The following is a 25891-nucleotide window of genomic DNA, read 5'->3' as shown; positions in this document are numbered from 1 at the left end:
GCAGCCGTCTCCGGCTTGGGTCCGCGTCGGGCCTGCCGTTGCGCTCGCCCGAATTGCGGTATATCGGCATCGCCTTGAGCAGCCCACGCCACAATTCCGGCGCTGAAACCTAATCAAGTCCGGCCGTCTTCAGGCAGACCTCGAGTGAGATGATCAAGCACAATCCGCCTTCTCCGGAACCTTTGCATCGCACCATCGCCCGGTTCGGCGACGTCACCGTGCTGGTGGTGGGCGATTTCATCCTCGACCGCTTCGTCAGCGGCGTGATCGAGCGTATCTCGCCGGAAGCCCCCATCCCCGTGCTGCATGGAAAGGGCGAGACGTTGAACATGGGCGGCGCCGGCAATGTCGTCTCCAACATCGTTTCGCTCGGTGCTGCCGCCATACCCGTGTCGGTGATCGGCGCCGACCAGGCGGGTAACAATCTGATGCGGATGCTCAGCGAGATCGGCGTCGACGCGGACGGGCTCCTGCAGCGCCAGGATCGCATGACCTCGTCGAAAAGCCGTTTCAGCGCGCTCAACCAGCAGGTGCTGCGTTTCGACGAGGAAGAGATCAAACCGCTTACTTCCGCCGAGCGGGCGAAGCTCATCGATCATTTCCAGGCCGCGCTTGGCCGCGCCGACATCGTCATCCTCTCCGACTACGGCAAGGGCATCCTGCTCGACGGCGTCGCCGGCGAGTTGATCGCGATCTGCCGCGATGCCGGCAAGCCGGTGCTGGTCGATCCGAAGGGGCGCGATTACGCGCGCTATGCAGGTGCTACGGCAGTGACGCCGAACCGCAAGGAGCTTGGCGAGGCTGTCGGGCGCAAGGTGTTCGGCGACGACGAGATCGTAGCCGCGGCGCGCGACTTGATTGCCGCGCATGATTTCGAGTTCATCGTCGCCACGCGCAGCGAGAAGGGGATGAGCGTGGTTTCCGCCGAGGACGCCCGCCACATCTCCACCCAGGCGCGCGAGGTGTTCGACGTTTCCGGCGCAGGTGACACGGTCATCGCGAGCTTCGCGCTGTCGCTCGCCGCCGGCGCCGACCGGGTGCATGCAGCCATCATTGCAAATGCGGCCGGCGGTGTCGTGGTGGGAAAACGCGGCACGGCGCGGCTGAACGTCGAGGAACTGTCCGGCGCGTTGTTCCGCTCGCATGGGCCGACGTCTCATACCGATGCCATTCTTGACGCCAATGCGGCGGCCAGGATGGTGGCAGCCTGGAAGGAAGAGGGGCTGACCGTCGGCTTCACCAATGGCTGCTTCGACATCCTGCATGCCGGCCATGTCAGCCTGCTGCATGCCGCGCGCAGCCAGTGCGACCGGCTGGTGCTCGGTCTCAACAGCGACGCCTCGGTGCACCGGCTGAAAGGGCCGGGGCGCCCGGTCAACAACCAGCATGATCGCGCCTGCGTGCTGGCCGCGCTCGCGTCGGTCGATGCCGTCGTCGTCTTCGAGGAAGACACGCCGCTGAAGCTGATCGAGGCGCTTTTGCCGGACATCCTGGTCAAAGGCGCGGATTACACGGTCGAGACCGTGGTCGGCGCCGATGTGGTGCAGAAGGCGGGCGGGCGCGTGGTGCTGGTTGATCTCGTCGCCGGCAAGAGCACGACGAACACGATCGGCAAGCTGCGTGCCGCAAACTGAGGATCTCATGTCTGACTTGAACGATTATCTTGTCCGCTCCGCGGCGGCGATCTCAGCGATGGTTGAACGCGACCTCACCGCGGAAATGGAGCGCGCCGTCGCGACCGTCGTCAAGGCGCTGTCGCAAGGCAAGGCGCTGCTGATCTGCGGCAATGGGGGCTCGGCGAGCGACGCCATCCACATCGCCGGCGAGCTGGTCGGCCGCTTCCTGAAGGAACGCAAGGCCTATAACGTCATCGCGCTGCCGGCCAACGCCGCGGTACTGACGGCCTGGGGCAACGACTACGGCTTCGACACCGTCTTCTCGCGCCAGGTCGAGGCGCATGGATCGAAAGGCGCGGTGCTGCTCGCCATTTCCACCAGCGGCAACTCGCCAAGCATTCTTGCCGCCGCCGAGCAGGCGCGTGTGATGGAGATGACGGTGATCAGCCTGACCGGCGAGACCGGCGGCAAGCTCAGGCCGCTGACCGACATCCTGCTCAACGTGCCGTCGACCTCGACGCCGATCATCCAGCAGGGGCATTTGTGCCTCTATCATCATCTGTGCGACGCGGTCGAAGCGCGTCTCAGCAATGGCTGACGGCGAGTCCGCCTTTCCGCTCGTCGAGCCCGGCCTATGGGTGGAGCGGATTGGTAGCAAGGTCTTTGCGGCCGGCCGACCGGCGCTGTTTCTCGACCGTGACGGCACCATCAATGTCGATACCGGCTATCCCGACAATCCGGCCGATGTAGAGCTGCGCGACGATATCATACTTGCCATCGAGGCCGCGAACCGGCGGGGGATTCCGGTCGTTGTCGTCACCAACCAGTCCGGCATCGCACGCGGCTATTTCGGCTGGGATGCGTTCGCCAGGGTCAACGAGCGCGTGCTCGACCTCATGGCTGAACAAAACGCTTTTGTCGACATGGTGCTTGCCTGCGCCTACCACGACGCAGGCAAGGATCCGCTAGCGGTTGCCGACCATCCGATGCGCAAGCCCAATCCGGGCATGCTGCTGGAGGCGGGCCGGCGGCTCGGCCTCGATCTCAAGCGATCGCTGGTCGTCGGCGACAAGCCGGCCGATATGGAAGCCGGCCAGCGCGCCGGCCTTGCGCGTGGCTGGCTGGTCGACGGCGAAGGCTCGACGATGGACGGGCTCTCGGTTTTGCCGTTGCGCGGCGCTCATGACCTTGAGGCGCTGCTTACCGCGATTCGGTCGCTCTGATCGCGGGTTGATTCAAAGCCCCGAGCTAAACCGCTTGTTTTTGCAGGTGAATTTCCGGAAACCGGCACATTAAGTCGGAAAAGCCACCAGGCCCTCATCCTTGACGCGGCGGATGGTCAAGGCGGTGCGCACGGTGTCCACATTGGGGGCCGAAGCCAGCTCCTCGATGACGAAGGTCTGGAAGGTGCCGAGGTCGCTTGCCACGCAATGCAGCAGGAAGTCGGATTCGCCCGATACCATCCAGGCGTCGCGCACGATCGGCCAGCCGCGCGTGCGCTCGGCGAAGGCTTTCAGTTCGGCATCGGCCTGATGATGCAGGCCGATCAGGCAGAAGGCCACGACATCCATGCCCAGTGCCGGGGCGTTGAGAAGCGCGCGGTAGCCGCGGATGATGCCGGCCTCCTCCAGCCGCCTGACCCGGCGCAGGCAAGGCGGCGCCGAGATACCGACCCGGCTCGACAATTCGACATTGGTCATGCGGCCGTCGCCCTGCAGTTCGCGCAGGATCTTCCAGTCGATGGCGTCGAGATCGGCTTTCAGCGGCATGAAGGGCTTTCGCGCAAGAATCTTTCGCAATTTTGTAATTTGGTTTCGCGCCGGAGGCCATAGCTTTGCGATGATTTTCTCCCTGTTTTGAGGCATGCCGTGATCCCAGAGCCGCGCACACCTCTGGCGCCATGCATCGGTGACGGGCGGCGATATGGCCCGATATGCAGAGGACGAAGCTTTCCGGGGACGAAGGCCAACCTGCCTTGCTGGTCCCACGGGCAACACTTACATTACGCGCGACAACCACGGCTGCGCGCCGCAGGGGACTTTCATGAACACCAAACATGCGCCCGTTCTTATCATCGGTTCCGGCCCGGCCGGCTACACGGCGGCGGTCTACGCCGCGCGCGCCATGCTGAAGCCGATGCTGGTCGCCGGCCTGCAGCAGGGCGGCCAATTGATGATCACTACCGACGTCGAGAACTATCCCGGCTTCGCCGATCCGATCCAGGGCCCCTGGCTGATGGAGCAGATGCTCAAGCAGGCCGAGCATGTCGGCACCGACATCATCACCGACATCATCACCGAGGTCGACCTCAATGTGCGGCCGTTTCGCGCCACAGGCGACTCCGGCACAATCTACACGGCGGACGCCTTGATCATCGCCACCGGGGCGCAGGCGAAGTGGCTGGGCATTCCGTCGGAGCAGACCTTCATGGGCTTCGGCGTTTCGGCCTGCGCCACCTGCGACGGCTTCTTCTATCGCGGCAAGGACGTCGCGGTGGTGGGCGGCGGCAATTCCGCGGTCGAGGAGGCGCTCTATCTGTCGAACCTCGCCAAGAGCGTCACCGTCATCCACCGGCGCAGCGATTTCCGCGCCGAGCGCATCCTGCGCGAGCGGCTGCTCAAGAAGGACAATGTCCGCGTCATCTGGGACACGGTCGTCGACGAGATCACCGGACGGCCGGGCAAGGCGCCGCTGCCGCCCTCGGTCGAGGGCCTGACGCTGCGCAACGTGGTGACCGGCCAGGAATCGAAGCTGCCGGTCGACGGCGTGTTCGTCGCCATCGGCCATGCGCCGGCGGTGGAACTCTTCGCCGGCAAGCTGAAGCAGAAGCCGAACGGCTATCTGTGGACGGCGCCCGATTCCACCCGCACCGATGTGCCCGGCGTCTTCGCAGCCGGCGACGTCACCGACGACGTGTACCGCCAGGCGGTGACGGCGGCCGGGCTTGGCTGCATGGCGGCGCTCGAGGCGGAAAAATATCTGGCGGGCATCGAGGTTCACCGCGAAGCGGCGGAATGACAGATCGGCTGAAAGAAGCCGTTTAAAAGCCTGATTTTTCATTCAGACGCCGAAGGCAACGCGAGGGGAATCATGGCGCTGGACTGGGACAAATTACGCGTATTTCACGCAGCGGCGGAGGCTGGGTCGTTCACCCATGCCGCGGAGACGCTGCATCTGTCGCAATCGGCTATTTCGCGGCAGGTCAGCGCGCTGGAGCATGATGTCGGCGTCGCGCTGTTCCACCGCCATGCGCGCGGCCTGGTGCTGACCGAGCAGGGCGAGATGCTGTTCCGCACGGCGCATGACGTGCTGATGAAGCTGGAAACGATCAAGACGCGGCTGACCGAGACCAAGGACCGGCCGTCGGGCGTGCTCAGGGTAACGACCACGGTGGGCTTGGGCGCCGGCTGGCTGACCGAACGGGTGCAGGAATTCATCGAGCTCTATCCCGAGATCAGCCTGCAGCTGATCCTCGCCAATGAGGAGCTCGACCTCACCATGCGCCAGGCCGATTGCGCGATCCGGCTGCGCCAGCCGCAGCAGCCCGACCTCATCCAGCGCCGGCTGTTCACGGTGCATTTCCACCTTTACGCGGCGCCGTCCTATATCGCCAAGTTCAGCAGGCCGGCCTCGATCGCCGAGCTCAGAAACCACCGCATCGTCACCTTCGGCGTGCCGGTGCCTTCGCATCTGTCGGAGCTGAACTGGCTGGAGACCGTCGGCGATTTCGAGGGCGCGCAGCGGGTGCCGACGCTGCAGATCAACGACATCCTGTCGATCAAGCGGGCCGTGCAGGGCGGCGCCGGCATCGCCATGCTGCCGGACTATGTGATCAACAAGGACTCGAACCTGGTTCAGTTGCTGCCGGAGACCGAGGTGCCGTCCTTCGATACCTATTTCGCCTATCCCGACGCGATGAAGAACCAGGCGAAGCTGCACGTTTTTCGCGATTTCATCATCGCCAAGGCCCGTAGCTGGTCTTACTAAAAGCGCCCGGCCTAGAAACTACTGCCCGCGCCACGGCGTCAGCCGTGGCAGCCAGCCGGGGACGGCGCGGCGGTAGGTTTCGTATTCCGCGCCATAGCGGTTGGCGAGCGTCGGCTCTTCATAGACCTTGACGAACGAGACCATCGCCGCGGCGGCGATCAGGCCGTAGACCAGCACCGCCCAGCTCGAAAAGATCAGCGCCTGACCAAGGATGATCGCCAGCACGGCCACGTACATGGGGTTGCGCACATGGCGGTAGATGCCGCCGACGACCAGTTTCTCGGTCGGCGCCACGGGAGCGGGCGTGCCCAGGCCCTCGAGGGCAAAACGGGCAAAGGCATGAAGCAGGATGGCGGCGGCTCCGACCACGAGAAGCGAGCCCGCAGGCACGAAGCCCGGCAGAGCCGACAGAGGTTTGCGATAGCGGTCGGTCAAGAGCCATGGCGCCAGGCCGGCGACGACGCCGGGCGCAACGACAAGGAACAGCGCGCTGCCGGCGATTGCCGAAAAAGTTCGCATCGTCGGTCTCCTGCCGTAAAAATAAACTCGGCTTGCCGAAATCGACATCATTTCGCCGATTCGCATATTTCCGGGCAAAATCAGCTCGATTTTGCATTTAAGCAGTCGCCTTAGGGCCGGAAACGCACCGGAATCGGCGATTTTTCTGGTCCTATGGGTTCCAAGAATAGGTTGGACCACAGCCTGCGTCTTTTTGCATGCGTGTGTTGCAAAATAGATGCTTGTTTCTTGGGCATGATGAGCACATATATAGTGTCATCTCCAGGGCGCGTTCTCCTCCCATTAGCGCCCTCGAGTGTTCCCCTCTGGAGGTTAGCCCTAATCGGCACTTCCAATCAACTCAGCCGGATCTTTATTGATCCGGCTTTTTTGTTGCCCGCGTGCCTTCGAGCCGGGAAAAAAACGACTGGATCCACCACGTAACAGTGACATGTAACATCGGGTAACATGTCGCGGACGAACTCTATGGTTTAAGTAGAGGATAGGACGCGGTTGGTCGGTTCGGGAGATGGGGGCATCACTCGGAAGACCGGGCTCAGGCAAGCACCGCGTCCGAACCATTTTTCCGGATGCGGCGGACCAGCCGTTGCCTCCCAGGAAAACGGTCCGCAATAGGAACGGCGTCCGGATCATCCGGACGCCGTTTTCATATCTTCAACAGAAGTCTGCGACCTGCTCAGGCGGCTTTGCCGTTGGCGTTCATTGCCTCGTCGGCGAGCCGGCCGGTGAGCTCGGCCATGTGGTCGAAAGCGGCCTTGTAGCTGGCGACGCCGGCGGTCGCCGAGCGCAGCTCGATGATCAGGTCACCGATCTCGGCCTGCGGCATGGTCGCCTCGACGACGTCCCAGCCGGGCCAGTCGGGCCTTGCATCATAGCCGAGGATCTGGCCGCGCCGCTGCGGGATCAGCGCGATGATCTTCGAGGTCGCGTCCGAAGGCGTGACGATCTCGACCTTCATCACCGGCTCCAGCAGGACCGGCGAACAGGCGGTCATGCCTTCCTTCATCGCGAGCTTCGCCGCCATCTGGAAGGCCATGTCGGAGGAGTCCACGGCGTGGTAGGAGCCGTCCGACAGGTTGACGGCGACGTCGACAACCGGGAAGCCGAGGGGGCCTGTCTTCAGATAGTCGCGGATGCCGGTCTCCACCGACTGAATGTAGGTTTTCGGCACCACGCCACCGGTGATGGTGTCGGAGAACTGGAAGCCGGACCCGCGCGGCAGCGGCTTGATCTCGATCACCACGTCGCCGAACTGGCCGTGGCCGCCGGACTGCTTCTTGTGGCGGCCGCGCTGCTGCGCTCCTTTGCGGATCGTCTCCCGGTAAGGCACCGCCGGGGCATGACCCTCGATCGGGATCTGGTTCTTGCCCTCGAGGCGCTCGCGAACCACGCGCAGATGCATTTCGCCGTGGCCCGACAGGACGGTTTCGGCGGAATCCTGGTTGTGGCGCAGGCTGAGCGATGGATCCTCCTCGGCAAGCCGCTGGATCGCCGCCGACATCTTGACCTCGTCCTTGCGCTCCTTGGGGCGAAGCGCGAAGGCGAAGACAGGCTGCGGCGGTTCCAGCGTGACCAATGGCCGGATGCCGCCCTTGGCCGAACTCAGCGTCTGGCCGGTCTTGACGTCGTCGAGCTTGCCGAGCGCGACCGTGTCGCCCGCCTTGGCGGATGTCAGCTTCGTCTGGTCCTTGCCGAGCATCTTGTAGATGCCGGAAACCTTTGCCGTGTCGCCGTTGGAAAGGAAGAGCTCGGCCGCGTCGGCCAATTGGCCGGAAAGCACGCGCGACACCGAAAGCTTGCCGCCATGCGCAGTGTGGATGGTCTTCATCACCTGCACCACCGTCTGGCCGTCCGGCGCGCCAAGGCGCTTCCTGGTTGCCTCGACATCGGGCGCATCGTGGCGAATGGCCTTCAACAGGCGCAGCACGCCATTGCCCTTCTCGGCCGTGCCGATCAGCACCGGCGTCACCGCGCCGGCGCGCAGGTCGGCCGAGAGATCATCGAAGATCGCATCCTTCGGCGGCTCGATCTCCTCCAGCAACTGCTCCATCAGGTGATCGTCATGGTCGGCGAGCGTCTCCAGCATGGAAAACCGCGCCTCCAGCTCGCGCGCCTTGTCGTCGTTCGCGATGTCGGCGACCTGGCTCTCGGCATATTCGCGGTAGATGTAGGCGCGTTCCAGCGCCAGATCGATCGAGCCGATGACGACGCCGTCCTTGCGCACCGGAATCTGGCGCAGCAGCAGCGGCACAGAACTTGCCGGCTGCAGCATCTTCAGCGTGTCGCGCACGCCCGTGATCGCCTTGTCGACCTTGTTGAGGAACAGGATGCGCGGAATGGCGAGATCGTCGAGCTTGCGCATGATGAGCTGGAGCGCCGGGATCTTCTTCTCGTCGGCCTCGGCGACGACGACAGCGAGGTCGCAAGCGGCAAGCACGGGTTCGGCCTCGAAGGCGAATTCGATGGAGCCGGGGCAGTCGACGAAGGTGATCTGCTCGCCCATGAAATCGGTGGTGGCGAAGGTCGCCTCGACGCTCATGGCGTGAGCGCGGGCCTCGGGCGAATGATCGGAAACAGTGTTGCCCGACGAAACTGGTGACTGGCGGGGAATGGCGCCCGTGCGGGCGAGTATTGCTTCGAGAAGTGTCGTCTTACCGCTTGCGAAGGGACCGATTATGGCGATGCATTTCGGTCCCGTGCGTCGTCCTCCGGCGCGAGTACCCATGGCTGACCTCCACTCAGGCGTTTCCCAAGAGAGCGATCAGCAAAAGTGGAAACCGGTTTTGCGTCCGATCGCACCCTATGCAGAGCGGCGGCCGGCCTGTTCGGCCGTCGCGGGCGGGGTTTATCCACCCCTTCCCAAAGCCATCGTCACACGGGTTCGCCGGGAGGGCAAGAAAAATAGGATGTTCGCCGGCTTGGAGTCGTCAGGCCACCATTTCCTATGTCAGGCTGTGAGGGCGAGCGGTTCGCGGGCGGCTGCACACAACGCGCTTGCCTTGTCGCGCGGCGCGGGCTTGCCGAAGAAATAGCCCTGGAAACGGCTGCAGCCGGCGGTCCTGGCGAGGGCGAATTCCTCCGCGGTTTCGACGCCTTCCGCGACGATGGCGATGTCCTGGATGCGGGCGATCTGGGCAAGCGCGGAAACGAAGATCTGCGCCACCTGGTCATGGGCGAGGCTGCGGATGTAGGAGCGGTCGATCTTGACGCTGTCGATGGGCAGCGACTTCAGATAGTTGAAGCCGCAATGGCCGGTGCCGAAGTCGTCCAGCGCAATGTGGAAGCCGAGGCCGCGCAGCGCCTCCAGGCGCCTCAGAACCTCGGGCGTCGCGGCCGTCGCCACCGTCTCGGTGATCTCGATGATGAACTGCGATGCGGACCGGCCGGTTTCGCGCAGGATCCGGTTGCACATCGTCACGATCTCGTCGCGCTTCAACTGCTCGCCCGAGACGTTGATCGAGATACGCCGTCCGGGAAAATGCCCGACATCGGCACAGGCGCGCTTGAAGACCCACTCGCCGATCATGTCGATCAGCGTCGAGCGCTCGGCGATCGGGATGAATTCCGCCGGCGAGATCAAACCGCGCACCGGGTGACGCCAGCGGATCAAGCCTTCCAGCGCGTCGACCGAGCCGTCGGGATTGACGATCGGCTGATAGTGCAGCTCCAGCTCGCCGAGATAGACCGCGGCGCGCAGTTCGCGTTCCACCAGCCGGCGATAACGCTTATCCGACAGCATCTCCTCATCGAAAACAGTGATGCGGCCGCGACCGGCGGCCTTGCTTTCGTAGAGCGCGAGATCGGCCAGCAGCATCAATTCAGCGCCGTTCGAAGCATGCAACGGCGCGAGCGCGACGCCCACCGAGATCGACAGGGGAATGATCTTGCCTTCATGCCTCTTGCCGGCACGCATCGCGTCCAGCAGCCGGCGCGCGTCCTTGTTGATAATGGCGACGTCGCCATGCGGAACCATGATGCCGAACTCGTCGCCGCCGAGCCGGCCGATGACGCCGTCCTCGAAGATGCGCTGGGCTTCCGCGACCAGGTGCGCCAGCGCCAGATCGCCGAACTGATGGCCGAACGTGTCGTTGAGCTGCTTGAAATGATCGAGGTCGATCAAAAGCAGGCTTGCCTGGCGACGGTTGCGCAAGCCACCCAACCAGTCGCCCAGCGCTTCGATGAAATAGCGCCGGGTCATGGCCCCGGTCATGGCATCGACGGTGAGAAAGCGATGCTTCTCGGCCTCGGCATCCGCCGCCGATTGCAGGCGCTGGACGACGCTCGCGCGCATATACATCAACACCAGAAGCGCCATTAAGGTCGATGCCACCGATACCACCAGCGCGCCTGCGCGGGAGGCGTTCTCCGTCAGCGCGAAAGCCGCAAGCCAGGTGGCGGCGATGCTCATCACGAGCAAAGCCTGGATGCCGCGATAGATACGGCCGCTGTGATCCTTGATTGTCGCCAAGATACTCATGTCCGCGCCCCCACAGCACGCGACATGGCTAGGGCTTCAGCCGTTAACAAACACTGAGTTCGGCGACCGTTCCGCGGCATTAATCAGCGCCGGATTGAGCGGTGGCGTTTTATGGTTAAAAAGCAACGATTTATGACAGTTTTTTGACCGGCTAACGAGCCTCTATCGCGGGGCCTCGACGCGGTCGTCAGGCGGCTGAAAAGGCCGGTTGCGTCAACAGCGCATCGGGGTGAAACTGCTTCGTAAGACGAGGCAGGAGCGGTTCACCGTCTCGCGGAAACGGCGAAACGCTCCATCTCTTTGTTTTTATGCAATTCCGGACGGAATGTTGCGGCGAAGGCGCCGAACTTAACCGCTCACACTTTTCCTGGAATTGCTCCAGCGAAGCATTATTCGAGAAGGATTGGACGATGAAGATCATTGCGTGCGGCTCAGTGCCGACAGTCACCGCGCCGGACAAATACTTTACCGGGCGGGTGCTGCAGACGCCAATCGTCGAGAAGGAGGCGCCGGCAAGGCTCAGGGCGACGCTGGTCAGCTTCGAGCCCGGCGCACGCACGCATTGGCACACGCACCCGCTCGGACAGACGCTCTATGTCACCTCCGGCGCCGGGCTTGCGCAGACCTGGGGCGGACCGATCGAAGAGATCAGGGCAGGGGATGTCATTTCCTTCGCGCCGGGCGAAAAGCACTGGCACGGCGCCGGGGCGAAAACCGCCATGACCCATATCGCCATGCAGGAGGCGCTGGACGGCGTCCATGCCGACTGGCTGGAAGCGGTCACGCCGGAGCAATATGGCGGCTAAGGCCAACAAAAAACCCGGCCGAAGCCGGGTTTTCCAATGTGACAACGTGGCGTCGATCAGGTCAGCGACGCGGTAAAGCGCTGGATGCGCGTGCAGGCTTCTTCCAGCAGCGCGTCCGAGGTGGCGTAGGAGATGCGGAAGTTCGGCCCCAGCCCAAAGGCCGAGCCGAACACCACCGCGACGCCTTCGGCCTCGAGCAGCTCCGCGCAGAAGGCTTCGTCATTGTCGATGACCTTGCCCGTCTTGGTCTTCTTGCCGATCAGCTGGGCGCAGGACGGGTAGACGTAGAAGGCGCCTTCGGGCGAGGGGCAGGAGATGCCGCGCGCCTGGTTGAGCATCGAGACGACGAGGTCGCGCCGGCCCTGGAAGATCGCCTTGTTCTTGGCAATGAAATCCTGCGGCCCGTTGAGCGCCTCGACGGAAGCCCATTGCGCGATGGTGCAGGCGCCCGACGTCTGCTGGCCCTGGATCATGTCCATGGCCTTGACGAGGGGCACCGGGCCGGCGGCATAGCCGATGCGCCAGCCGGTCATGGCATAGGCTTTCGACACGCCGTTCATGGTCAGCGTGCGCTCATAGAGGTTCGGCTCGACCTCGGCGATGGTCTTGAAGACGAAGTCGCCATAGGTCAGGTGCTCATACATGTCGTCGGTCAGCGTCCAGACATGCGGATGCTTGAGCAGCACGTCGGCCAGCGCCCTGAGCTCGGCCTCCGTGTAGGCGGCGCCCGAGGGGTTCGACGGCGAATTCATCAACAGCCATTTGGTCTTCGGCGTGATCGCCTTTTCCAGCACTTGCGGTGTGAGCTTGAAGCCGTTGTCGATCGAGGTGTCGGCGAACACCGACGTGCCGCCGCAGATCGCCACCATTTCGGGATAGCTCACCCAGTAGGGGCGCGGGATGACGACTTCGTCGCCAGGGTTCAGCGTCGCCATGAAGGCGTTGAACAGGATCTGCTTGCCGCCGGTGCCGACGATGGTCTGCTCCGGCCGGTAGTCGAGGTTGTTCTCGCGCTTGAACTTCCTGGCGATCGCCTCGCGCAGCGGCACGATGCCGGAAACCGGCGGATATTTGGTCTCGCCGTGGCGGATCGCCTCGATCGCCGCGTTCTTGATGTTGTCGGGCGTATCGAAATCCGGCTCGCCGGCGCCGAGGCCGATCACGTCTCGGCCGGCATTTTTCAGCTCGCGCGCTTTCTGCGTCACCGCGATGGTCGCGGAAGGCTTAACGCGGGAAAGGGCGTCGGCGAGAAAGGCCATGACAAAATGTCTCCTAGGAAAGCGGCCAGGAGCGGCCGCGGCGCCTCTCATGTCGCATCGTGGCGCGGAGCGCAAGCATTGTGCGATGAGCCAGAGGTCAAGGAGGCGTGAGCGGCAACGCTAAATTCATCAACGGCCGGTAAACCCTTGGCTGGCAGGATCGCAGATCGGATTGCGCCTGTTCGCGGAGCGAGAAACCTTGTCGCGCAGCATCGGGCTTGCCCACCTCATCCGTCATGATGACGGCACCTCGACCGGTGTCTGGGGCCTCTATACGCTGCAGAGCGCGTTCCAGCCGATCTTCGCCTTCAAGGAGGGCAAGCTTTCGGTCGCCGCTTTCGAGGGGCTGATCCGGCCATTCCGCGACGGCGAGCCGCAGTCGCCGGGGACATTCTTCGGTACCTGCCCGGCGGCCGATCGGCTGCATATCGAGGCGCTGACGCGCACTCTGCATCTTCTGAACGCCGGCGCCTGCCTGCCACAAGAGGCGTCCATTTTCGTCAATTTCGACCCGTCGGTCTTCACCGATCGCAGCATCGCCGACAAGGCCCTGCGCGACATGCGGCTGGTGCTGCACGAAGCCGGCATCGATCCGCGCCGTATCGTCTGCGAGGTCACCGAGCAGAAATCGGCTTCGCAGGAAACACTCTACGATTTTGTCGAGGCGCTGAGGGCCAACGGCTTCCGCATCGCGGTGGACGACTATGGCGCCGATGAATCCGACATCAACCGGATCAAGGAACTCAAACCAGACATCGTCAAGTTCGATGCGCATTGGATCACCCATCTGATGGAGTCCGGCGCCGGCTTTGCCTTGCTGACGGCGATGGTGCAGAGCTTCGAGAACCAGGGCATCCGCACCGTCTTCGAAGGCATCGAGGAAGGCTGGCAGCTGGAGCTTGCCGAGAGGTCCGGCGCCTCCATGGTGCAGGGCTATGTGCTTGCCCGGCCGGAACTTGCCCCCACGAGCTTTCGCGTTTTCAGCAAGGGCACGCAGCGGCCTTCGACCGGAGACAGCAAGGCATCGGCCGCCGCAAGCCCGGCGGCTCCAACGCCGCACGGACGGCCGGCAAGGGTGTTCGGGCGCAAGGTCACGCCATGAGCGGACAACCAGACAGGCGGCGCAACGTCGCCGAGGCGATCTTCGCCGACGAGATCGGCCTCCAGTTCGGCGTTTATGGCGAGTTCCGGCTGTGGAGCGCCTATCAGCCGATTTTCGCGCCGGAGGGCAAGGTGCTCAGAGCCGTCGCCGTCGAGGGGCTGATCGAGCCGCGCCGCGTCGCGCAGCCGGTAGCCTCTTCGGTCTTCTTCGGCGGCATTCCCGCGCCCGACCTTCTGTTTGTCGAAACGATGTGCCGGATGCTGCATCTCGGCAATTATCGCAACATCGGCGTCGAGGGATTGACGCTGTTCTTCAACTATAATCCGACCATCAACGACCATCTCGGACGGGCGCTCGCCGAGATCCGGCTGATGACCAGGCATCTCGACGATCTGGAGCTTGAGCCCAGCCTGCTGGTCTGCGAGATCACGGAGCAGGCAGCCGACGACCAGGTTCTTGCCAGCCTGGTGCGCGAAATGCGGCGCGATGGCATCCGCATCGCCATCGACGATTTCGGCACGGGGCATTCGACCGAGGCGCGCATCGATCTGCTTGCGCCTGACATCGTCAAGATCGACGGCGCCTGGTTTGGCGAGCTCTGCCGCCATGCCGCCGCTGAACGCTTCTTCCGGCCGTTGGTGGCGACGCTGCACGAGCGCGGCGCCAAAGTGCTGGTCGAGGGCATCGAGAACGCACAGCATTTGCGCGTCGCGCTCGAGGGCGGGGTCGACCTTTTGCAGGGTTTCCATCTCGCCCGTCCGGCGCTCGCCGGCACGATCTTCAAGGAAGAACCGCTTTCCGTCGACGCGCTGCTCGGCGCCGGCAACAAGGTCGTGCCCCTGCATCAGCATCGCTGATGCCGACCACAAAAGACGCATCAGCGCCGCTGATGTTTCGTCGCAAAAACAAATCACTGGATGGGACCTGGCCGAGCGCGTTAGAGCGCTCCCAGGAGACTCGAGAGGGCAAGAGGCATGATCCTTTACGACATGGCCGACAGCGGCAATTGCTACAAGCCGCGGCTGTTGATGGCGAAGCTCGGCATCCCCTTCACCCGGGTCGAGGTGAACTCGCATACCGGCGAGACGCGCAAGCCCGACTATGTCGCCAAGAATCCGAATGCGATGGTGCCGATGCTCGAGCTCGACGACGGCAGGCGCATCGCCGAGAGCAATGCCATCCTGCTCTACCTCGCCGAAGGCACGCGCTTCCTGCCGGCCGACAAATATGAGCGGGCGTTGGCTTACCAATGGCTGTTCTTCGAGCAATACAGCCATGAGCCCTATATCGCGGTGCGCAAGGCGCTTTTGACTTTCCCGGAGCGGGCGAAGGACGCGACGGCGGAACGATTGGCGCAGACGCTGGAACGCGGCAACAAGGCGCTCGGCGTTATGAACAGCCACCTGCAGCAAAACGCGTTCTTCGCCGGCAGCGCCTACAGCGTCGCCGACATCGCTTTATATGCCTATACCCACACCGCCGAGATGGGCGGCTTCCAGCTCGACGCCTATCCGGCGGTCGCCGCTTGGCTGAAGCGGGTCGAGGCGGATAAGGGGCATGTGCCAATCGAGTGGAAGGAATGATCTAGCGTCTGCTAGCCGCTTTCGCTGGAGCACAAGCGCGAGGGCTATTTGATAAGTCGATCATATTCGGCATGGGTGCCGATCCAGATCCAGTCAAAACCATCACTGCTTTCAAGAGCCAAGGCCCGGTAATTGTCGTCTATTCTCGCCGACCAAAGCTCTCCCACCTTCTTGAAATGGAGGGATGGATGTCGCGGATTGGTCTTCATCAAAATGAAATTCTTGTCGGCCACGCGGCGAGCGGCCTTTGGCAAAGAATTGTATTTTGTCCAGAAGCTAGCGGTGGCTCTGTGCCTCACAGGTCACGCAGTTTGCCGGCGGCTATTTCGGCACGTGCGTCTGCCACCAGCTTATCCAGCCGGCCCGATTTTGCGTCGGCCTCGATCTTCCGGTCCCATAAATCAGCCTGCAGCGCTTCGAACCATGCGGCGAACGCTTTAAGCTCATCTGGGCTGAGCTCCGCGACGGATTTTTCGATCTGTTCGAGTTTGGTCATGCATCAAAGGTAGCATTGATGGGCCAAAAGTGCCACCCGCGGGCTGCTGGGCCCGGACAACAACCCACCCAAAAATCCGGACAACAAAAAAGGCGGGCAATGCCCGCCTTCCTCTGCCGGTAGCCTGATCGGGAGCGTCTGGTCCGGGCTGGCAGCTATCTGCTGTTCCAGCTTGTCGGGTCTTTTCGCTCCGGCGCGCTTCTCGCGCGACCGTCAGTACATCCGTGACTTGCCGCGCGCCCCGAACCTTCGTCCGGCGCGCGCCTTTGCTTAGCCGCATTTCTGCAACGCCAAGCGATTCCGCTTGGCTGCAAAATGCTTAAGCCAAATCAGGCTGCCTTGCTAAGAGATCCAGCAGCGGACTTGCCGGTGCGGCGGTCCTGCTCGATCTCGAAGTTGATTTTCTGGCCTTCGGCGAGGCTGGTCATGCCAGCGCGCTCGACAGCGGAGATGTGGACGAAAACGTCCGCGCCGCCATTGTCAGGCTGGATGAAGCCGTAGCCCTTGGTGGCGTTGAACCACTTGACCGTACCAGTTGCCATGTAAAATGCCCTTCCACATTTGCTTTCGTTTGACCAGACCCGAAGTCCGGCCGGTGGTATCGAAATTTTGGAGACGTCAGCAAACGCGAGGGATCGCGAGGCCCGATCGATCGGCCAAATTCAATGGCCCGCATATAGGACAGTTTGCGAAGGAATACAAGACGGGTTGCAGGCGCGCTGCTCGCGGTTGCACGGAAGTTTTGACAGCGGCCGCGCGTTGTGGAGGGATGAGATGCTTGCCGTTCCATGGAGAGGAACCATGAAGACCGTTTTGCTTGCCGCCTGCTTCCTGCTGCTGGCCGCCGAGGCGCAGGCGGTGTCGCGCTACGATCCGACGCGCATGAGCTGCGACCGGGTGCAGGCGACGATCGCGAGACAGGGCGCCGTCATCCTGCGCTACCAGTCGACGCGCGTGCCGGGGCTGCCGCTTTACGACCGCTACGTGCGCGACGAGCGCTTCTGCAACGCGGGCGAAGTGAGGGCGCGCGCCTATGTGCCGAGCGCCGACACCAGGTCCTGCATGGTCTATGTCTGCAAGCGTCCGGATTTCGACCGGCGCTTCCGCCGTCGGTTCCTGCAAGACTAAAGCGCATCGCGTCGAAACGGATTCACGCGACGCGCTTTAGCTCGTTGCTTGATGCATGTCGTTATCGCAAAACCGAGGTCACTTTTGCGCGACATGCATTAGAGCGGTTCGGCGTTTCACGGAAACGCCGAACCGCTCTATCTTCTTTGTCTGACGCAATTCCGGACGGAACGCCACGGCGCAGCCGCCGAGCCCAACCGCTATGCATTTTTCCTGGAATTGCTCTGTGTTCTCAGAACCCGAACGAGGCCTGCACGGCCGGCGGCGGGCCGACGCGCACGCCTTCCATGGCCAGCATCTTTTCCTTGGTGGCCGAGCCGCCCGGCGCGGAGAAGCCGCCGATCTTACCGCCAGCGGCCAGGATGCGATGGCACGGAATGACCAGCGGGACCGGGTTGGCGCCAAGCGCCGCGCCCGTTTCGCGCGGAAGGCCGGCATGGCCGGCGCGTTTGGCCAGTTCGCCGTAGGTGGTGGTCTCGCCGAAGCGGAGCGTGCGCGCCGCTTCATAAATGGCGAGGCGGAAATCGTCGACGCCGTCGAGATCGACCGGCACGCCGGAGAAGTCGACGTCCTCGCCGGCCGCATAGGCCTTGATCGAGGCGATCAGATCGACCACCCAGGACGGCTGGTCTGTCGAGGCTGAGACGCCGGGGTGGCGAAGCAGCCGGCGCTCGACCGCTTCGCGGCTGCGCTCTGGCAGGCAAAGCCGGATCAGGCCCTTCTCGCTCCATGCGATGCCCATGAAGCCGATCACTGTTTCTAACACTGCGTGGCCGGCCGTGATCTGGGATGTGGGTTTCATGACGTATTCCTTCCGCAAAACAGCGAAAAACGAGTACATATCCAGAACAATATGGCACTTCCGCTCTGTTGTCGCCACCCGAAAACCGCTTGGTGGCCCCGATTGCCGGGTGTGAATCGCTGGTGTAAGGACTTCTTAACAACCGACAAACCGGACCCGTACGGCTTGCCCGCTAAAATCATAATCACCGCGCTCGGCGTGCTCGTTGCCGCTGCTGGTCTGAGCGGTTGCACCTCGACCTCGCAGATGAAGGCCGCGCCCGCGCTTGCGGAAGCCTCGACGCCTGCCGTCGCGGACGACACGCCGACCCTTGCGCTGCCCGAGAAGGTCGCCGTATTGCCGGAGCCTTCCGGCCTTGCGCAGGTGCAGACCGCGGCGCTCACAGGCGATGCCGTCGCCATGGCCACGACGCCTGGCGCGCCCGCGACGCAAAGCGCGCTGGCGACGCAAAGCGCGCTTTTGCCGCCGCCTGTCCAGCCTGGCGCACCTCAGTCCGGTGTTACGCAGGCGCAACCCGCGGCTTTCGCTGGTTCGACGCCGCTCGTCGGCCAGTTTCCGCCGCCCCCGGTGCTGACCGCCGGCGGCTCGCCGACCGGCCCGGGATCCATCAGCCGAGCGGCGGTCTATACGACCGCGGGCGTCGCCATGCCGGTCACCGGCCAGTCGGCGAAAGTCGCTCCGATGCCCGGCGTCCAGCAGGTCGCCTATGTGGCGCCGGAAAATCCGGCGCTGCTTGCGGCACCTGGCCAACCCGAGCAGCACGCCAGCGGCCCGCGCGGCGAGATCGAACGGCTGATCGAGAAATATTCTGCGATCTATGAAGTGCCGATCGACCTGGTACGCCATGTCGTCAATCGTGAAAGCACCTTCAACCCGAAAGCCTATAATCACGGCCATTGGGGACTGATGCAGATCAAGCACGCGACGGCGCGCGGCATGGGCTATGACGGACCGGCGACCGGCCTGTTCGATGCCGAGACCAATCTCAAATACGCGGTGAAATATCTGCGCGGCGCCTGGCTGGTTTCGGGCGGCAACGCCAAGCGGGCCGACATGCTCTACCAGACCGGCTATTATTACGACGCCAAGCGCAAGGGCCTGCTCGAGGCGACGGGCCTTGGCGTCGATCGCAAGCGCCGCCGCCTGCAACCCGACGCCTGAGCCGACGGGTCAGGTCGCGCGCGGCGTTCGAGACAGCGCCATGCATGAAAACACGACGCCCCGCCCGCCGGCTGCCAACGACATCCGCCTGCGCAAGCTGTTCGACGATACGCTCGCCGCGCCGCACTGGCCGGAAGGCTTCGTTGTACGCACGTTCGAGCAGCGGGATGCGCCGGCTTTGCACGCGCTGCTGGAAGAGGTGTTCGACGACGGCGCCGACGGGCCGTTCGACCAATGGTGGCCGCGCATTGCCGGCGATGCGGAGTTCGATCCCGCTCTCTGTTTCCTGGCGATCGACGGCAAGGGCCTGCTGGCGGGCGCGGCGCTTTGCTGGACGTCCGGTTTCGTCAAGGACCTCGCCGTCCATCCTGAGTCGAGACGGCAGGGCATCGGCGAAGCGTTGATGCGCCAGGTGTTCCTGGCGTTTCGCGAGCGCGGGGCGACGCATGTCGATCTCAAGACCAACACGGTGAAGAACACCGCGGCCTTCAGGCTCTACGAGCGGCTCGGCATGATCCCGGTCGACTGGGAAGGCTGATCCTTAAAGCGCGGCGCTACAATCACCTGCGCGCAGGCATTGTGAACAGCTTCACATAGGCTGACGTTAGGGCATGCTAATGCCTCGTCGTGCCGGGCGGCCGATCGGCGGATCGACGCGGGCAAGGCGTCGGAGGAGGCTGTGCCGGCATGCGTCAGCCACTCCCAGGCGGGCTCCGGGGCGGGGGTTTCGGAGCCCGTCCGCTTTGCGTGAGGCGAGGTGGACGGAGCGAGCCAGCGACACGGTCGGGCCAACCGGGATCGGCTTCACCGACGGCCGGCCTGGTCGGCGCTAATAAGCGCGGGAACCCAAAGCGGCGTCGCGCATTCAACGCAGGGGCCTTGATGAGCCGCGACCTGCGCGTCGCCGGTCGCGCAGGGAGGTCCGCAATCCCGTGAAACTCGCTTTGGCATTCCTGGCCGCCGGCATCCTGCTGGGCGCCGTTCAGGCGCGAGCCGTGGAACTGTCGATCGTGTCGGGCGACACCGGCAACGGCATCAAGGTGCTGCGCGAGATACTCGATCGTTACGAGACAAAGAGCGGCAACAAGGTCGACATCGTCGTCATTCCGCCTTCGACCACCGACCAGTTCGGCCAATACCGGCTCTGGCTCGCCGCCGGCAGCAGCGATATCGACGTCTACCAGACCGACGTGATCTGGGCGCCGCAGCTTGCCAGCCAGCTGGTCGACCTGACCGAGGCGACCAGGGATGTGGTGGGTGAGCATTTCCCGTCGATCATCAGGTCGCAGACGGTCAACGGCAGGCTGGTCGCCCTGCCGATCTTCACCGATGCGCCGGCGCTCTACTACCGCAAGGATCTGCTCGACAAATATGGCGCCAAGGTGCCGACCACCTGGAAGGAGCTCGCCGATACCGCGAAGCTTGTGATGAACAAGGAGCGGGCGGCCGGCAACAAGGACATCTGGGGCTTCGTCTTCCAGGGCAACGCCTATGAGGGGCTGACCTGCAACGCGCTCGAATGGGTGACGTCGAATGGGGGCGGCGGGATCATCGAGCCGGACGGCACGATCTCCATCGACAACCCCAAGGCTGCGGCCGCGCTCGACATGGTCAAGGGCTGGATCGGCACCATCGCGCCGCCGGGCGTGCTCGCCTATCAGGAGGAGGAAACGCGCGGCGTCTGGCAGACCGGCAATGCCGTCTTCATGCGCAACTGGCCCTATGCCTATGCGCTCGGCAACAGCGAGAATTCGCCGATCAAGAGCAAGTTCGACGTGGCGCCGCTGCCGGCCGGCGAAGGCGGGCGGCCGGTCGCCACGCTCGGCGGTTGGAACCTTGCGGTCTCCAGATATTCGAAACATCCTGCCGCTGCGATCGAGCTGGTCAAGTTCATCGCGTCGCGCGAGATGCAGAAATACCGGACGCTCAAAACATCCAACCTGCCGACCATTTCGGCACTCTATGACGACCCCGACATCGCCCGGCAGCAGCCGATCGTGCCGCGCTGGAAACCGATCTTCCTCGACGCCCGGCCGCGTCCCTCGGCAACCGCCAGGATCAAGTACAACGAGGCATCCAGCCAGTTCTGGACTGCCGTGCACGACACGATCTCCGGCCAAGGCACCGCCGCCGACAATCTGGCCGATCTCGGGGCGAGGCTGACCAGGCTGAAAGGCAAGGGCTGGTGAGCGCGGCAAGGCGATCGCCGCTGATGCGCCAACGCGTGCGCACGGCCTGGCTGTTTCTCGCGCCGATGCTTTTGGTGCTTGGCCTCGTCGCCGGCTGGCCGTTCCTGCGCACGGTCTACTACAGCTTCACCGATGCTTCGCTGGCCGACCTGGACGCGCGGCAATGGATCGGCTTCGACAATTACTTTTCGGTGCTGCGCCTGCCGAGCGGCCGCCTGCTCTATGACGGGCTGCTCGTCGATCCGGTCTGGTGGCGCGCGGTGTGGAACACGGTACGCTTCGCCGTGGTGTCGGTGGCCTGCGAGACGGTGCTCGGCATGGTCGTGGCGCTTGCGCTCAACGCCGAATTCCCGGGACGTGGGATCGTGCGGGCGGCGATCCTCATTCCCTGGGCAATCCCGACCATCGTCTCGGCCAAGATGTGGCAGTGGATGCTCAACGACCAGTTCGGCATCATCAATGCCGCGCTTCTCGATCTCGGCCTGATCGACACCAAGATCGCCTGGACCGCCAATGCCGATACCGCGATGATCGCGGTGCTCATCGTCGACATCTGGAAGACGACGCCGTTCATGGCGCTGCTGATCCTGGCGGCCCTGCAGATGCTGCCGCGCGAGATCCTCGAAGTGGCCAGGCTCGACGGCGCCAGCCCGTGGCAGATCTTCTGGCGGGTGACCTTGCCGCTGATCCGGCCGGCGGTGATGGTAGCGGTGATCTTCCGCGCGCTCGACGCATTGCGCATCTTCGACCTGATCTATGTGCTGACTCCCAACAATGTCCAGACCAAGTCGATGTCGATCTTCGCGCGCGAGAACCTGTTCGAGTTCGACAAGTTCGCCTATGGCTCCGCCGCCTCGACGCTGCTTTTCCTGATCATCGGCCTGCTCACCATCGCCTATATCCGGATCGGCCGGCTGAGTTTCGAGGGAGGGCGCTGACATGAAAATGCTGAAGCGCGCCGGCTTCTACCTGCTGCTGCTGGCGATCGTCTTCGTCGCGGTGTTTCCGTTCTACTACGCAATCGTCACCAGCCTGAAATCGGGAACCGAACTGTTCCAGGCAGGTCTCTGGCCGAAATCGTTCAGCCTTGCCAATTACCGCAACGTGCTGAGCGAAGGTCCCTTCCTGCGCAACCTCGTCAATTCGCTGATCGTCTCCGGCGCCGTCGTGGCGATCTCGCTGCTTCTCGGCGTCACCGCGGCCTACGCGCTGGCGCGCATCCGTTTCCGCGGGCGTTCGGCGCTGATGCTCGCCGTCCTGTCGGTGTCGATGTTTCCGCAGGTCGCGGCACTGGCCGGGCTGTTCGAGATCATCCGGGCGCTGCACCTCTACAATTCGCTCTTGGCGCTCATCCTGTCCTACATGATCTTCACGCTGCCGTTCACCGTCTGGGTGCTGACCACCTTCGTGCGCGAGCTGCCGGTCGAGATCGAGGAGGCGGCGATCCTCGACGGCGCCGGGCCCTGGACCATCCTCACGCGCATCTTCCTACCGCTGATGTGGCCGGCGCTCGCCACCACCGGGCTGCTTGCCTTCATCAGCGCCTGGAACGAGTTCCTGTTCGCGCTCACCTTCACCTCCACCAACACTCAGCGCACAGTGCCGGTGGCGATCGCGCTGCTGTCAGGCAACTCGCAGTTCGAGATCCCGTGGGGCAACATCATGGCCGCTTCGGTGATCGTCGCCGTGCCGCTGGTGGCGCTGGTGCTGGTCTTCCAGCGCAGGATTGTCTCGGGTCTCACGGCTGGCGGCGTCAAAGGCTAGATGCGGCGTGAAAAAGTGACCGGAAAGCGTGCGCCGAAATGTCGGATCAGGTCGCGGTGAGCCGTCCTTGGATCGTAGAGCAACCCGCGCCGGGACGCCGGCGCCAGGAGACGATCATGATCACCTTCCCCAATGATTCCGCCAAATATCGTACCGCGCGCGAAAAATTGCTGCGCAAGGAAATCGAGCTGCGCCGCGCCATGGAAGCGGTGGCGGAGGCAAGGCGCGCTTTGCCGCCGGGCGGCTTGGTGCCGCAGGACTATGTATTCGACGCCCTGGGCGACCAGGGCCAGCCGGCGAAAGTCAAGCTGTCGGACCTGTTGGCGCCGGGCAAGGATACGCTGATCCTCTATCAGATGATGTTCCCGCGCCATCCGCAGGAGACGCGTGAGGTGGCGAAAGGCGGCGAGACGGCGAAGCTTGCCCGGCAGGACCAGCCATGCCCGTCCTGCACGGCGCTGCTCGACCAATTCGACGGCGCGATCGGCCATCTCGAAGCGGCGGGCTTCAACTTTGCCGTGGTGGCGAAGACCGCGCTCGACAATCTGGTAGCGCTCGGCCGCGACCGCGGCTGGCGAAACATGCGGCTCGTCTCGTCGGCCGGCAACGCCTTCAAGCGCGACTACAACTCCGAAACGGCCGAGGGCGCGCAGATACCGCTGCTTTCGGTGTTCCACCGCGATGGTGACGGCATCCGGCATTTCTGGTCGTCGGAGCTAGACTTCGCGCCATCGGAGCCGGGACAGGACCCGCGCGGCATCGGCACCTGCGAGATCCTGTGGAACCTGATGGATTTCACGCCCGAAGGCCGGCCGAACTGGCACGAGCAGCTGCAATATGCCGGGCACGCCGCCGGCGCGCACTGCCACTGATGGCGACGCGGGCCCCCGGCCCGTGCGCTTCTTTTCGAGGCAACCTCTTAGGCAACCCTGGGGCCGGTGCCGCGTTGGGGAAGGCGGAGGGGCTGTTTCGGATCGGAGATCGAGATGAAAACGCTGCTGCCCCTGGTCGCCGTCGCGCTTCTTGCCGGCGCGCCCGCCGCGTTCGCCCAGTCGGACAATTCAGACGCCGTGGGACCGATGGTGACCGAGAACAAGGTCGACACACAAACCTTCGTCACGACGGTGCCGAATGCCAACATGTTCGAGATCGAGTCGAGCAAGCTGGCGCAAGGGAAGTCGGCGTCGGCCGACGTCAAGGCTTTCGCCGCTCAGATGATCAAGGATCACAGCAAGGCCGGCGAGGATTTCAAGGCGGCGCTCAGCCAAGGCCAGACCACGGCGTCGATCAAGCCGGCCGACCCTGCGCTGCAGCCTAAGGAGCAGCAGCTGCTCGACGACTTGAAGGCCGCGAGCGGCAAGGAATTCGACGCCAAATACATCAAGATGCAGGTCGATGCGCATAAGGATGCGGTGGCGCTGTTTTCCACCTATGCCAATTCCGGCGACGACCCGGCGATGAAGGAATTCGCCAAGAAAACGCTGCCGGTGCTGAAGATGCACGAGAAGCACGTGAAGGAACTGGCGGTGGCGCATCAGTGAGAGACCCGTGTTGGGCAAGCGGCCGGCGGTGGCGCTCTACGGCGCCCCCCTCTGTCCTGCCGGACATCTCCCCCACTTGGGGGGAGATTGGCGGCTTCGGCGCCTCGCTTGTTCTGCAACGTTGGCAATTGGCGAAAGCCAGGGCGACATCTGATCTCCCCCCTTGTGGGGGAGATGTCCGGCAGGACAGAGGGGGGCGCGAAGGAACGTGACGTTGCGCATCCTCGCAAATGCCGAACCGCGCGCTTCGCTCTTCGCCTTCAGCCACCCCGCGTTAAACTGCCCGCACCAACCCGCAAGCCCCCATGCCCAAAATCGACCTACCATCCATCCCCATCCGCAAAGGCTCCGGCTACCCTTCACCCTTCGACCAACCCTGCGCCGAACGCACCCGCCGCCGCCTCGGCGACGCCGGCAGTCTCACGGATTTCGGCGTCAACCTGATGACCCTCCCGCCCGGCGGCTGGTCGAGCCAGTGCCACTGGCACAGCCATGAGGACGAGCTCGTCTATGTGCTGGAGGGTGAGCTGACGCTGGTCGAGGATGGCGGCGAGACGCTGCTGAAAGCGGGCGACGTCGCGACCTTCGCCAAGAACGGCGGCAACGGCCACCACATGATCAACCGCTCATCGGTGACTGCGCGCTACCTGGAAGTCGGCTCGCGCAACCCGCACGATGTCATCACCTGCTCCGACATTGACATGATGAGCCCAAGCTCGGACGGACGGTTTTTGCACAAGGACGGGACGCCGTATCCGGGGCAAGAATGTAAGATGCTTGCGACATGATTCGCTAAGTACAATCGGGACAGATGGCTCAGCCGATAAAGCATCATTTCCTGCCGGTCTTCTATTTGAGGCGCTGGGCGCTTGCCGATGAGAGGTTAGTTGAGTTCAGCAAGCCATTCGGGGAAGTCGTAAAACCGAAACGAGTTCATCCTGAAGGCACTGGTTACATCTCCAGACTCTATGCAGTTCAAGGTTTGCCCGATGATGTCGCTCACGAAATGGAGCGCGAATTTCTGTCTCCGATCGATAGCAAAGCTGCGGAAGCTCTTAAGATCATGCTTGATGGAGGAGAATTTTCAGTGGCGCAGCGCCTTGCTTGGTCGGGTTTCCTTGCGACGCTTTTGTCACGGATGCCGTCGGACATCAGAATCTTGCGCGAGAACATTCATGAGCTGTTTTCGACGATTGCTCCAGGCTTCGAGAATTTCTTTCAGGCATTAAGACCTGAAAATGAAACCCGATCTTTCCAACAAATGACTGATGAACTGCTGTCGAAGGTTGCGCCTCGTGTCATCAATAACGCGAAACGCTTGATGTCTAACCAGACCTTGATATACGGGCTGGCGGGAATGCAATGGTCAGTTTTAACCGTCGATAGGGCTACTCATGAATTGGGACCTATATACGAGTGTGACCCATTGACTTAGGTCATACTAGTACCTAAATTACAGCT

28 protein-coding genes are annotated in these 25891 nt (G+C 63.4%); 19 read left to right on the top strand and 9 right to left on the bottom strand.

What is annotated here, in order from left to right; translation table 11 throughout:
- Window positions 1-149: 149 nt before the first annotated feature.
- From rfaE1 to FJ417_RS02240, 3 genes are read left to right on the top strand one after another with little or no spacing between them, the layout of a single operon-like run.
- Window positions 150-1634 carry a D-glycero-beta-D-manno-heptose-7-phosphate kinase gene (gene rfaE1 / locus FJ417_RS02250; protein ID WP_140782322.1) on the top strand — a complete coding sequence of 495 codons (1485 nt, stop codon included), beginning with the start codon at window positions 150-152 and terminating at the stop codon, window positions 1632-1634.
- A gap of 7 nt (window positions 1635-1641) precedes the next feature.
- Window positions 1642-2214, top strand: coding sequence for an SIS domain-containing protein (locus FJ417_RS02245; RefSeq protein WP_140782321.1), 573 nt, complete (start codon window positions 1642-1644; stop codon window positions 2212-2214).
- On the top strand, window positions 2207-2839 hold the full coding sequence (locus tag FJ417_RS02240; protein WP_140782320.1) for an HAD family hydrolase: 633 nt from the start codon (window positions 2207-2209) through the stop codon (window positions 2837-2839). The genes FJ417_RS02245 and FJ417_RS02240 overlap by 8 nt, the downstream gene beginning before the upstream one ends.
- A 69-nt stretch (window positions 2840-2908) precedes the next feature.
- On the opposite strand, the gene FJ417_RS02235 is transcribed toward FJ417_RS02240, so the two are convergent.
- Window positions 2909-3385 carry an Lrp/AsnC family transcriptional regulator gene (locus FJ417_RS02235; RefSeq protein WP_140782319.1) on the bottom strand — a complete coding sequence of 159 codons (477 nt, stop codon included), beginning with the start codon at window positions 3383-3385 and terminating at the stop codon, window positions 2909-2911.
- A gap of 274 nt (window positions 3386-3659) precedes the next feature.
- Here FJ417_RS02235 and trxB point away from each other — a divergent pair, with 274 nt between their 5' ends.
- Together trxB and FJ417_RS02225 are read left to right on the top strand one after the other, a co-directional pair.
- Window positions 3660-4634 carry a thioredoxin-disulfide reductase gene (gene trxB / locus FJ417_RS02230; protein ID WP_140782318.1) on the top strand — a complete coding sequence of 325 codons (975 nt, stop codon included), beginning with the start codon at window positions 3660-3662 and terminating at the stop codon, window positions 4632-4634.
- Between the two features lie 72 nt (window positions 4635-4706).
- A complete protein-coding gene (locus FJ417_RS02225; protein WP_140640770.1) occupies window positions 4707-5603 on the top strand; it encodes a LysR family transcriptional regulator in 897 nt (298 codons plus the stop codon).
- An 18-nt stretch (window positions 5604-5621) separates the two neighbouring features.
- Here the strand turns inward: FJ417_RS02225 and FJ417_RS02220 are convergent, their stop codons facing one another.
- From FJ417_RS02220 to FJ417_RS02210, 3 genes are all read right to left on the bottom strand, one after another.
- Window positions 5622-6122 carry an isoprenylcysteine carboxylmethyltransferase family protein gene (locus FJ417_RS02220; RefSeq protein WP_140782317.1) on the bottom strand — a complete coding sequence of 167 codons (501 nt, stop codon included), beginning with the start codon at window positions 6120-6122 and terminating at the stop codon, window positions 5622-5624.
- Window positions 6123-6798: 676 nt separating this feature from the next.
- Window positions 6799-8847 (bottom strand): elongation factor G, encoded by a 2049-nt coding sequence (locus FJ417_RS02215; RefSeq protein ID WP_140782316.1) that lies wholly within the window; start codon window positions 8845-8847, stop codon window positions 6799-6801.
- Between the two features lie 222 nt (window positions 8848-9069).
- Window positions 9070-10599 carry a bifunctional diguanylate cyclase/phosphodiesterase gene (locus FJ417_RS02210; protein ID WP_140653723.1) on the bottom strand — a complete coding sequence of 510 codons (1530 nt, stop codon included), beginning with the start codon at window positions 10597-10599 and terminating at the stop codon, window positions 9070-9072.
- Window positions 10600-11009: 410 nt separating this feature from the next.
- Here FJ417_RS02210 and FJ417_RS02205 point away from each other — a divergent pair, with 410 nt between their 5' ends.
- Window positions 11010-11405, top strand: coding sequence for a cupin domain-containing protein (locus FJ417_RS02205; protein WP_140782315.1), 396 nt, complete (start codon window positions 11010-11012; stop codon window positions 11403-11405).
- Between the two features lie 56 nt (window positions 11406-11461).
- Here FJ417_RS02205 and FJ417_RS02200 read toward each other — a convergent pair whose 3' ends face one another.
- Window positions 11462-12664: a pyridoxal phosphate-dependent aminotransferase gene (locus tag FJ417_RS02200; RefSeq protein WP_140782314.1), complete on the bottom strand. Its 1203-nt coding sequence runs from the start codon at window positions 12662-12664 to the stop codon at window positions 11462-11464.
- 199 nt (window positions 12665-12863) lie between these two features.
- Between FJ417_RS02200 and FJ417_RS02195 the strand changes: the two genes are divergently transcribed.
- The 3 genes from FJ417_RS02195 (at window position 12864) to FJ417_RS02185 (ending at window position 15349) form a co-directional block, all read left to right on the top strand.
- Window positions 12864-13766 (top strand): EAL domain-containing protein, encoded by a 903-nt coding sequence (locus tag FJ417_RS02195; protein ID WP_140782313.1) that lies wholly within the window; start codon window positions 12864-12866, stop codon window positions 13764-13766.
- A complete protein-coding gene (locus FJ417_RS02190; protein WP_140782312.1) occupies window positions 13763-14623 on the top strand; it encodes an EAL domain-containing protein in 861 nt (286 codons plus the stop codon). Before FJ417_RS02195 ends, FJ417_RS02190 begins: the two co-directional genes overlap by 4 nt.
- A 117-nt stretch (window positions 14624-14740) precedes the next feature.
- Window positions 14741-15349, top strand: coding sequence for a glutathione S-transferase family protein (locus FJ417_RS02185; protein WP_140782311.1), 609 nt, complete (start codon window positions 14741-14743; stop codon window positions 15347-15349).
- 44 nt (window positions 15350-15393) lie between these two features.
- Here FJ417_RS02185 and FJ417_RS02180 read toward each other — a convergent pair whose 3' ends face one another.
- The 3 genes from FJ417_RS02180 to FJ417_RS02170 form a co-directional block, all read right to left on the bottom strand.
- Window positions 15394-15582: a hypothetical protein gene (locus FJ417_RS02180; RefSeq protein ID WP_319023008.1), complete on the bottom strand. Its 189-nt coding sequence runs from the start codon at window positions 15580-15582 to the stop codon at window positions 15394-15396.
- A 62-nt stretch (window positions 15583-15644) separates the two neighbouring features.
- Window positions 15645-15845 carry a hypothetical protein gene (locus FJ417_RS02175; protein WP_140640750.1) on the bottom strand — a complete coding sequence of 67 codons (201 nt, stop codon included), beginning with the start codon at window positions 15843-15845 and terminating at the stop codon, window positions 15645-15647.
- A gap of 329 nt (window positions 15846-16174) precedes the next feature.
- On the bottom strand, window positions 16175-16387 hold the full coding sequence (locus tag FJ417_RS02170) for a cold-shock protein (protein ID WP_027168154.1): 213 nt from the start codon (window positions 16385-16387) through the stop codon (window positions 16175-16177).
- Between the two features lie 259 nt (window positions 16388-16646).
- On the opposite strand from FJ417_RS02170, the gene FJ417_RS02165 reads away from it, so the two are divergent.
- Entirely contained in the window at window positions 16647-16973 is a 327-nt protein-coding gene (locus tag FJ417_RS02165; RefSeq protein WP_140703824.1) for a hypothetical protein, read from the top strand.
- Between the two features lie 232 nt (window positions 16974-17205).
- Here FJ417_RS02165 and FJ417_RS02160 read toward each other — a convergent pair whose 3' ends face one another.
- A complete protein-coding gene (locus FJ417_RS02160) occupies window positions 17206-17775 on the bottom strand; it encodes a methylated-DNA--[protein]-cysteine S-methyltransferase (RefSeq protein WP_140703822.1) in 570 nt (189 codons plus the stop codon).
- Window positions 17776-17940: 165 nt separating this feature from the next.
- Here FJ417_RS02160 and FJ417_RS02155 point away from each other — a divergent pair, with 165 nt between their 5' ends.
- The 9 genes from FJ417_RS02155 to FJ417_RS02110 all read left to right on the top strand — a co-directional run bounded on the left by FJ417_RS02155 (window position 17941) and on the right by FJ417_RS02110 (window position 25865).
- Window positions 17941-18936: a lytic transglycosylase domain-containing protein gene (locus FJ417_RS02155; protein WP_140782310.1), complete on the top strand. Its 996-nt coding sequence runs from the start codon at window positions 17941-17943 to the stop codon at window positions 18934-18936.
- A gap of 40 nt (window positions 18937-18976) precedes the next feature.
- A complete protein-coding gene (locus FJ417_RS02150) occupies window positions 18977-19474 on the top strand; it encodes an N-acetyltransferase (protein ID WP_140782430.1) in 498 nt (165 codons plus the stop codon).
- 394 nt (window positions 19475-19868) lie between these two features.
- Window positions 19869-21125, top strand: coding sequence for an ABC transporter substrate-binding protein (locus FJ417_RS02145; protein ID WP_140782309.1), 1257 nt, complete (start codon window positions 19869-19871; stop codon window positions 21123-21125).
- 23 nt (window positions 21126-21148) lie between these two features.
- Entirely contained in the window at window positions 21149-22063 is a 915-nt protein-coding gene (locus tag FJ417_RS02140) for a sugar ABC transporter permease (RefSeq protein ID WP_140782308.1), read from the top strand.
- 1 nt (window position 22064) lies between these two features.
- Window positions 22065-22889 (top strand): carbohydrate ABC transporter permease, encoded by an 825-nt coding sequence (locus tag FJ417_RS02135; RefSeq protein ID WP_140782307.1) that lies wholly within the window; start codon window positions 22065-22067, stop codon window positions 22887-22889.
- Window positions 22890-23005: 116 nt separating this feature from the next.
- Window positions 23006-23761 carry a DUF899 family protein gene (locus FJ417_RS02130; RefSeq protein WP_140782306.1) on the top strand — a complete coding sequence of 252 codons (756 nt, stop codon included), beginning with the start codon at window positions 23006-23008 and terminating at the stop codon, window positions 23759-23761.
- Between the two features lie 114 nt (window positions 23762-23875).
- Window positions 23876-24430 (top strand): DUF4142 domain-containing protein, encoded by a 555-nt coding sequence (locus FJ417_RS02125; RefSeq protein ID WP_140782305.1) that lies wholly within the window; start codon window positions 23876-23878, stop codon window positions 24428-24430.
- A 305-nt stretch (window positions 24431-24735) separates the two neighbouring features.
- On the top strand, window positions 24736-25218 hold the full coding sequence (locus FJ417_RS02115) for a cupin domain-containing protein (protein WP_140782304.1): 483 nt from the start codon (window positions 24736-24738) through the stop codon (window positions 25216-25218).
- A 23-nt stretch (window positions 25219-25241) separates the two neighbouring features.
- Window positions 25242-25865, top strand: coding sequence for a DUF4238 domain-containing protein (locus FJ417_RS02110; RefSeq protein ID WP_140782303.1), 624 nt, complete (start codon window positions 25242-25244; stop codon window positions 25863-25865).
- Window positions 25866-25891: the final 26 nt, after the last annotated feature.

The sequence above is a fragment of the Mesorhizobium sp. B3-1-7 genome, from assembly GCF_006439385.1.
In the GTDB taxonomy this organism is placed as follows: Bacteria; Pseudomonadota; Alphaproteobacteria; order Rhizobiales; family Rhizobiaceae; genus Mesorhizobium.
Note: the sequence above shows the minus strand (reverse complement) of the source record. Positions and strands in the feature narration are given on the sequence as shown.

Excerpts from the sequence above, each read along its gene's own strand:
- rfaE1 (WP_140782322.1), top strand. The coding sequence starts at position 150 with ATGATCAAGCACAATCCGCCTTCTCCGGAACCTTTGCATCGCACCATC.
- FJ417_RS02245 (WP_140782321.1), top strand. The coding sequence starts at position 1,642 with ATGTCTGACTTGAACGATTATCTTGTCCGCTCCGCGGCGGCGATCTCA.
- FJ417_RS02240 (WP_140782320.1), top strand. The coding sequence starts at position 2,207 with ATGGCTGACGGCGAGTCCGCCTTTCCGCTCGTCGAGCCCGGCCTATGG.
- FJ417_RS02235 (WP_140782319.1), bottom strand. The coding sequence starts at position 3,385 with ATGCCGCTGAAAGCCGATCTCGACGCCATCGACTGGAAGATCCTGCGC.
- trxB (WP_140782318.1), top strand. The coding sequence starts at position 3,660 with ATGAACACCAAACATGCGCCCGTTCTTATCATCGGTTCCGGCCCGGCC.
- FJ417_RS02225 (WP_140640770.1), top strand. The coding sequence starts at position 4,707 with ATGGCGCTGGACTGGGACAAATTACGCGTATTTCACGCAGCGGCGGAG.
- FJ417_RS02220 (WP_140782317.1), bottom strand. The coding sequence starts at position 6,122 with ATGCGAACTTTTTCGGCAATCGCCGGCAGCGCGCTGTTCCTTGTCGTT.
- FJ417_RS02215 (WP_140782316.1), bottom strand. The coding sequence starts at position 8,847 with ATGGGTACTCGCGCCGGAGGACGACGCACGGGACCGAAATGCATCGCC.
- FJ417_RS02210 (WP_140653723.1), bottom strand. The coding sequence starts at position 10,599 with ATGAGTATCTTGGCGACAATCAAGGATCACAGCGGCCGTATCTATCGC.
- FJ417_RS02205 (WP_140782315.1), top strand. The coding sequence starts at position 11,010 with ATGAAGATCATTGCGTGCGGCTCAGTGCCGACAGTCACCGCGCCGGAC.
- FJ417_RS02200 (WP_140782314.1), bottom strand. The coding sequence starts at position 12,664 with ATGGCCTTTCTCGCCGACGCCCTTTCCCGCGTTAAGCCTTCCGCGACC.
- FJ417_RS02190 (WP_140782312.1), top strand. The coding sequence starts at position 13,763 with ATGAGCGGACAACCAGACAGGCGGCGCAACGTCGCCGAGGCGATCTTC.
- FJ417_RS02185 (WP_140782311.1), top strand. The coding sequence starts at position 14,741 with ATGATCCTTTACGACATGGCCGACAGCGGCAATTGCTACAAGCCGCGG.
- FJ417_RS02175 (WP_140640750.1), bottom strand. The coding sequence starts at position 15,845 with ATGACCAAACTCGAACAGATCGAAAAATCCGTCGCGGAGCTCAGCCCA.
- FJ417_RS02170 (WP_027168154.1), bottom strand. The coding sequence starts at position 16,387 with ATGGCAACTGGTACGGTCAAGTGGTTCAACGCCACCAAGGGCTACGGC.
- FJ417_RS02165 (WP_140703824.1), top strand. The coding sequence starts at position 16,647 with ATGAAGACCGTTTTGCTTGCCGCCTGCTTCCTGCTGCTGGCCGCCGAG.
- FJ417_RS02160 (WP_140703822.1), bottom strand. The coding sequence starts at position 17,775 with ATGAAACCCACATCCCAGATCACGGCCGGCCACGCAGTGTTAGAAACA.
- FJ417_RS02150 (WP_140782430.1), top strand. The coding sequence starts at position 18,977 with ATGCATGAAAACACGACGCCCCGCCCGCCGGCTGCCAACGACATCCGC.
- FJ417_RS02140 (WP_140782308.1), top strand. The coding sequence starts at position 21,149 with ATGCGCCAACGCGTGCGCACGGCCTGGCTGTTTCTCGCGCCGATGCTT.
- FJ417_RS02135 (WP_140782307.1), top strand. The coding sequence starts at position 22,065 with ATGAAAATGCTGAAGCGCGCCGGCTTCTACCTGCTGCTGCTGGCGATC.
- FJ417_RS02130 (WP_140782306.1), top strand. The coding sequence starts at position 23,006 with ATGATCACCTTCCCCAATGATTCCGCCAAATATCGTACCGCGCGCGAA.
- FJ417_RS02125 (WP_140782305.1), top strand. The coding sequence starts at position 23,876 with ATGAAAACGCTGCTGCCCCTGGTCGCCGTCGCGCTTCTTGCCGGCGCG.
- FJ417_RS02115 (WP_140782304.1), top strand. The coding sequence starts at position 24,736 with ATGCCCAAAATCGACCTACCATCCATCCCCATCCGCAAAGGCTCCGGC.
- FJ417_RS02110 (WP_140782303.1), top strand. The coding sequence starts at position 25,242 with ATGGCTCAGCCGATAAAGCATCATTTCCTGCCGGTCTTCTATTTGAGG.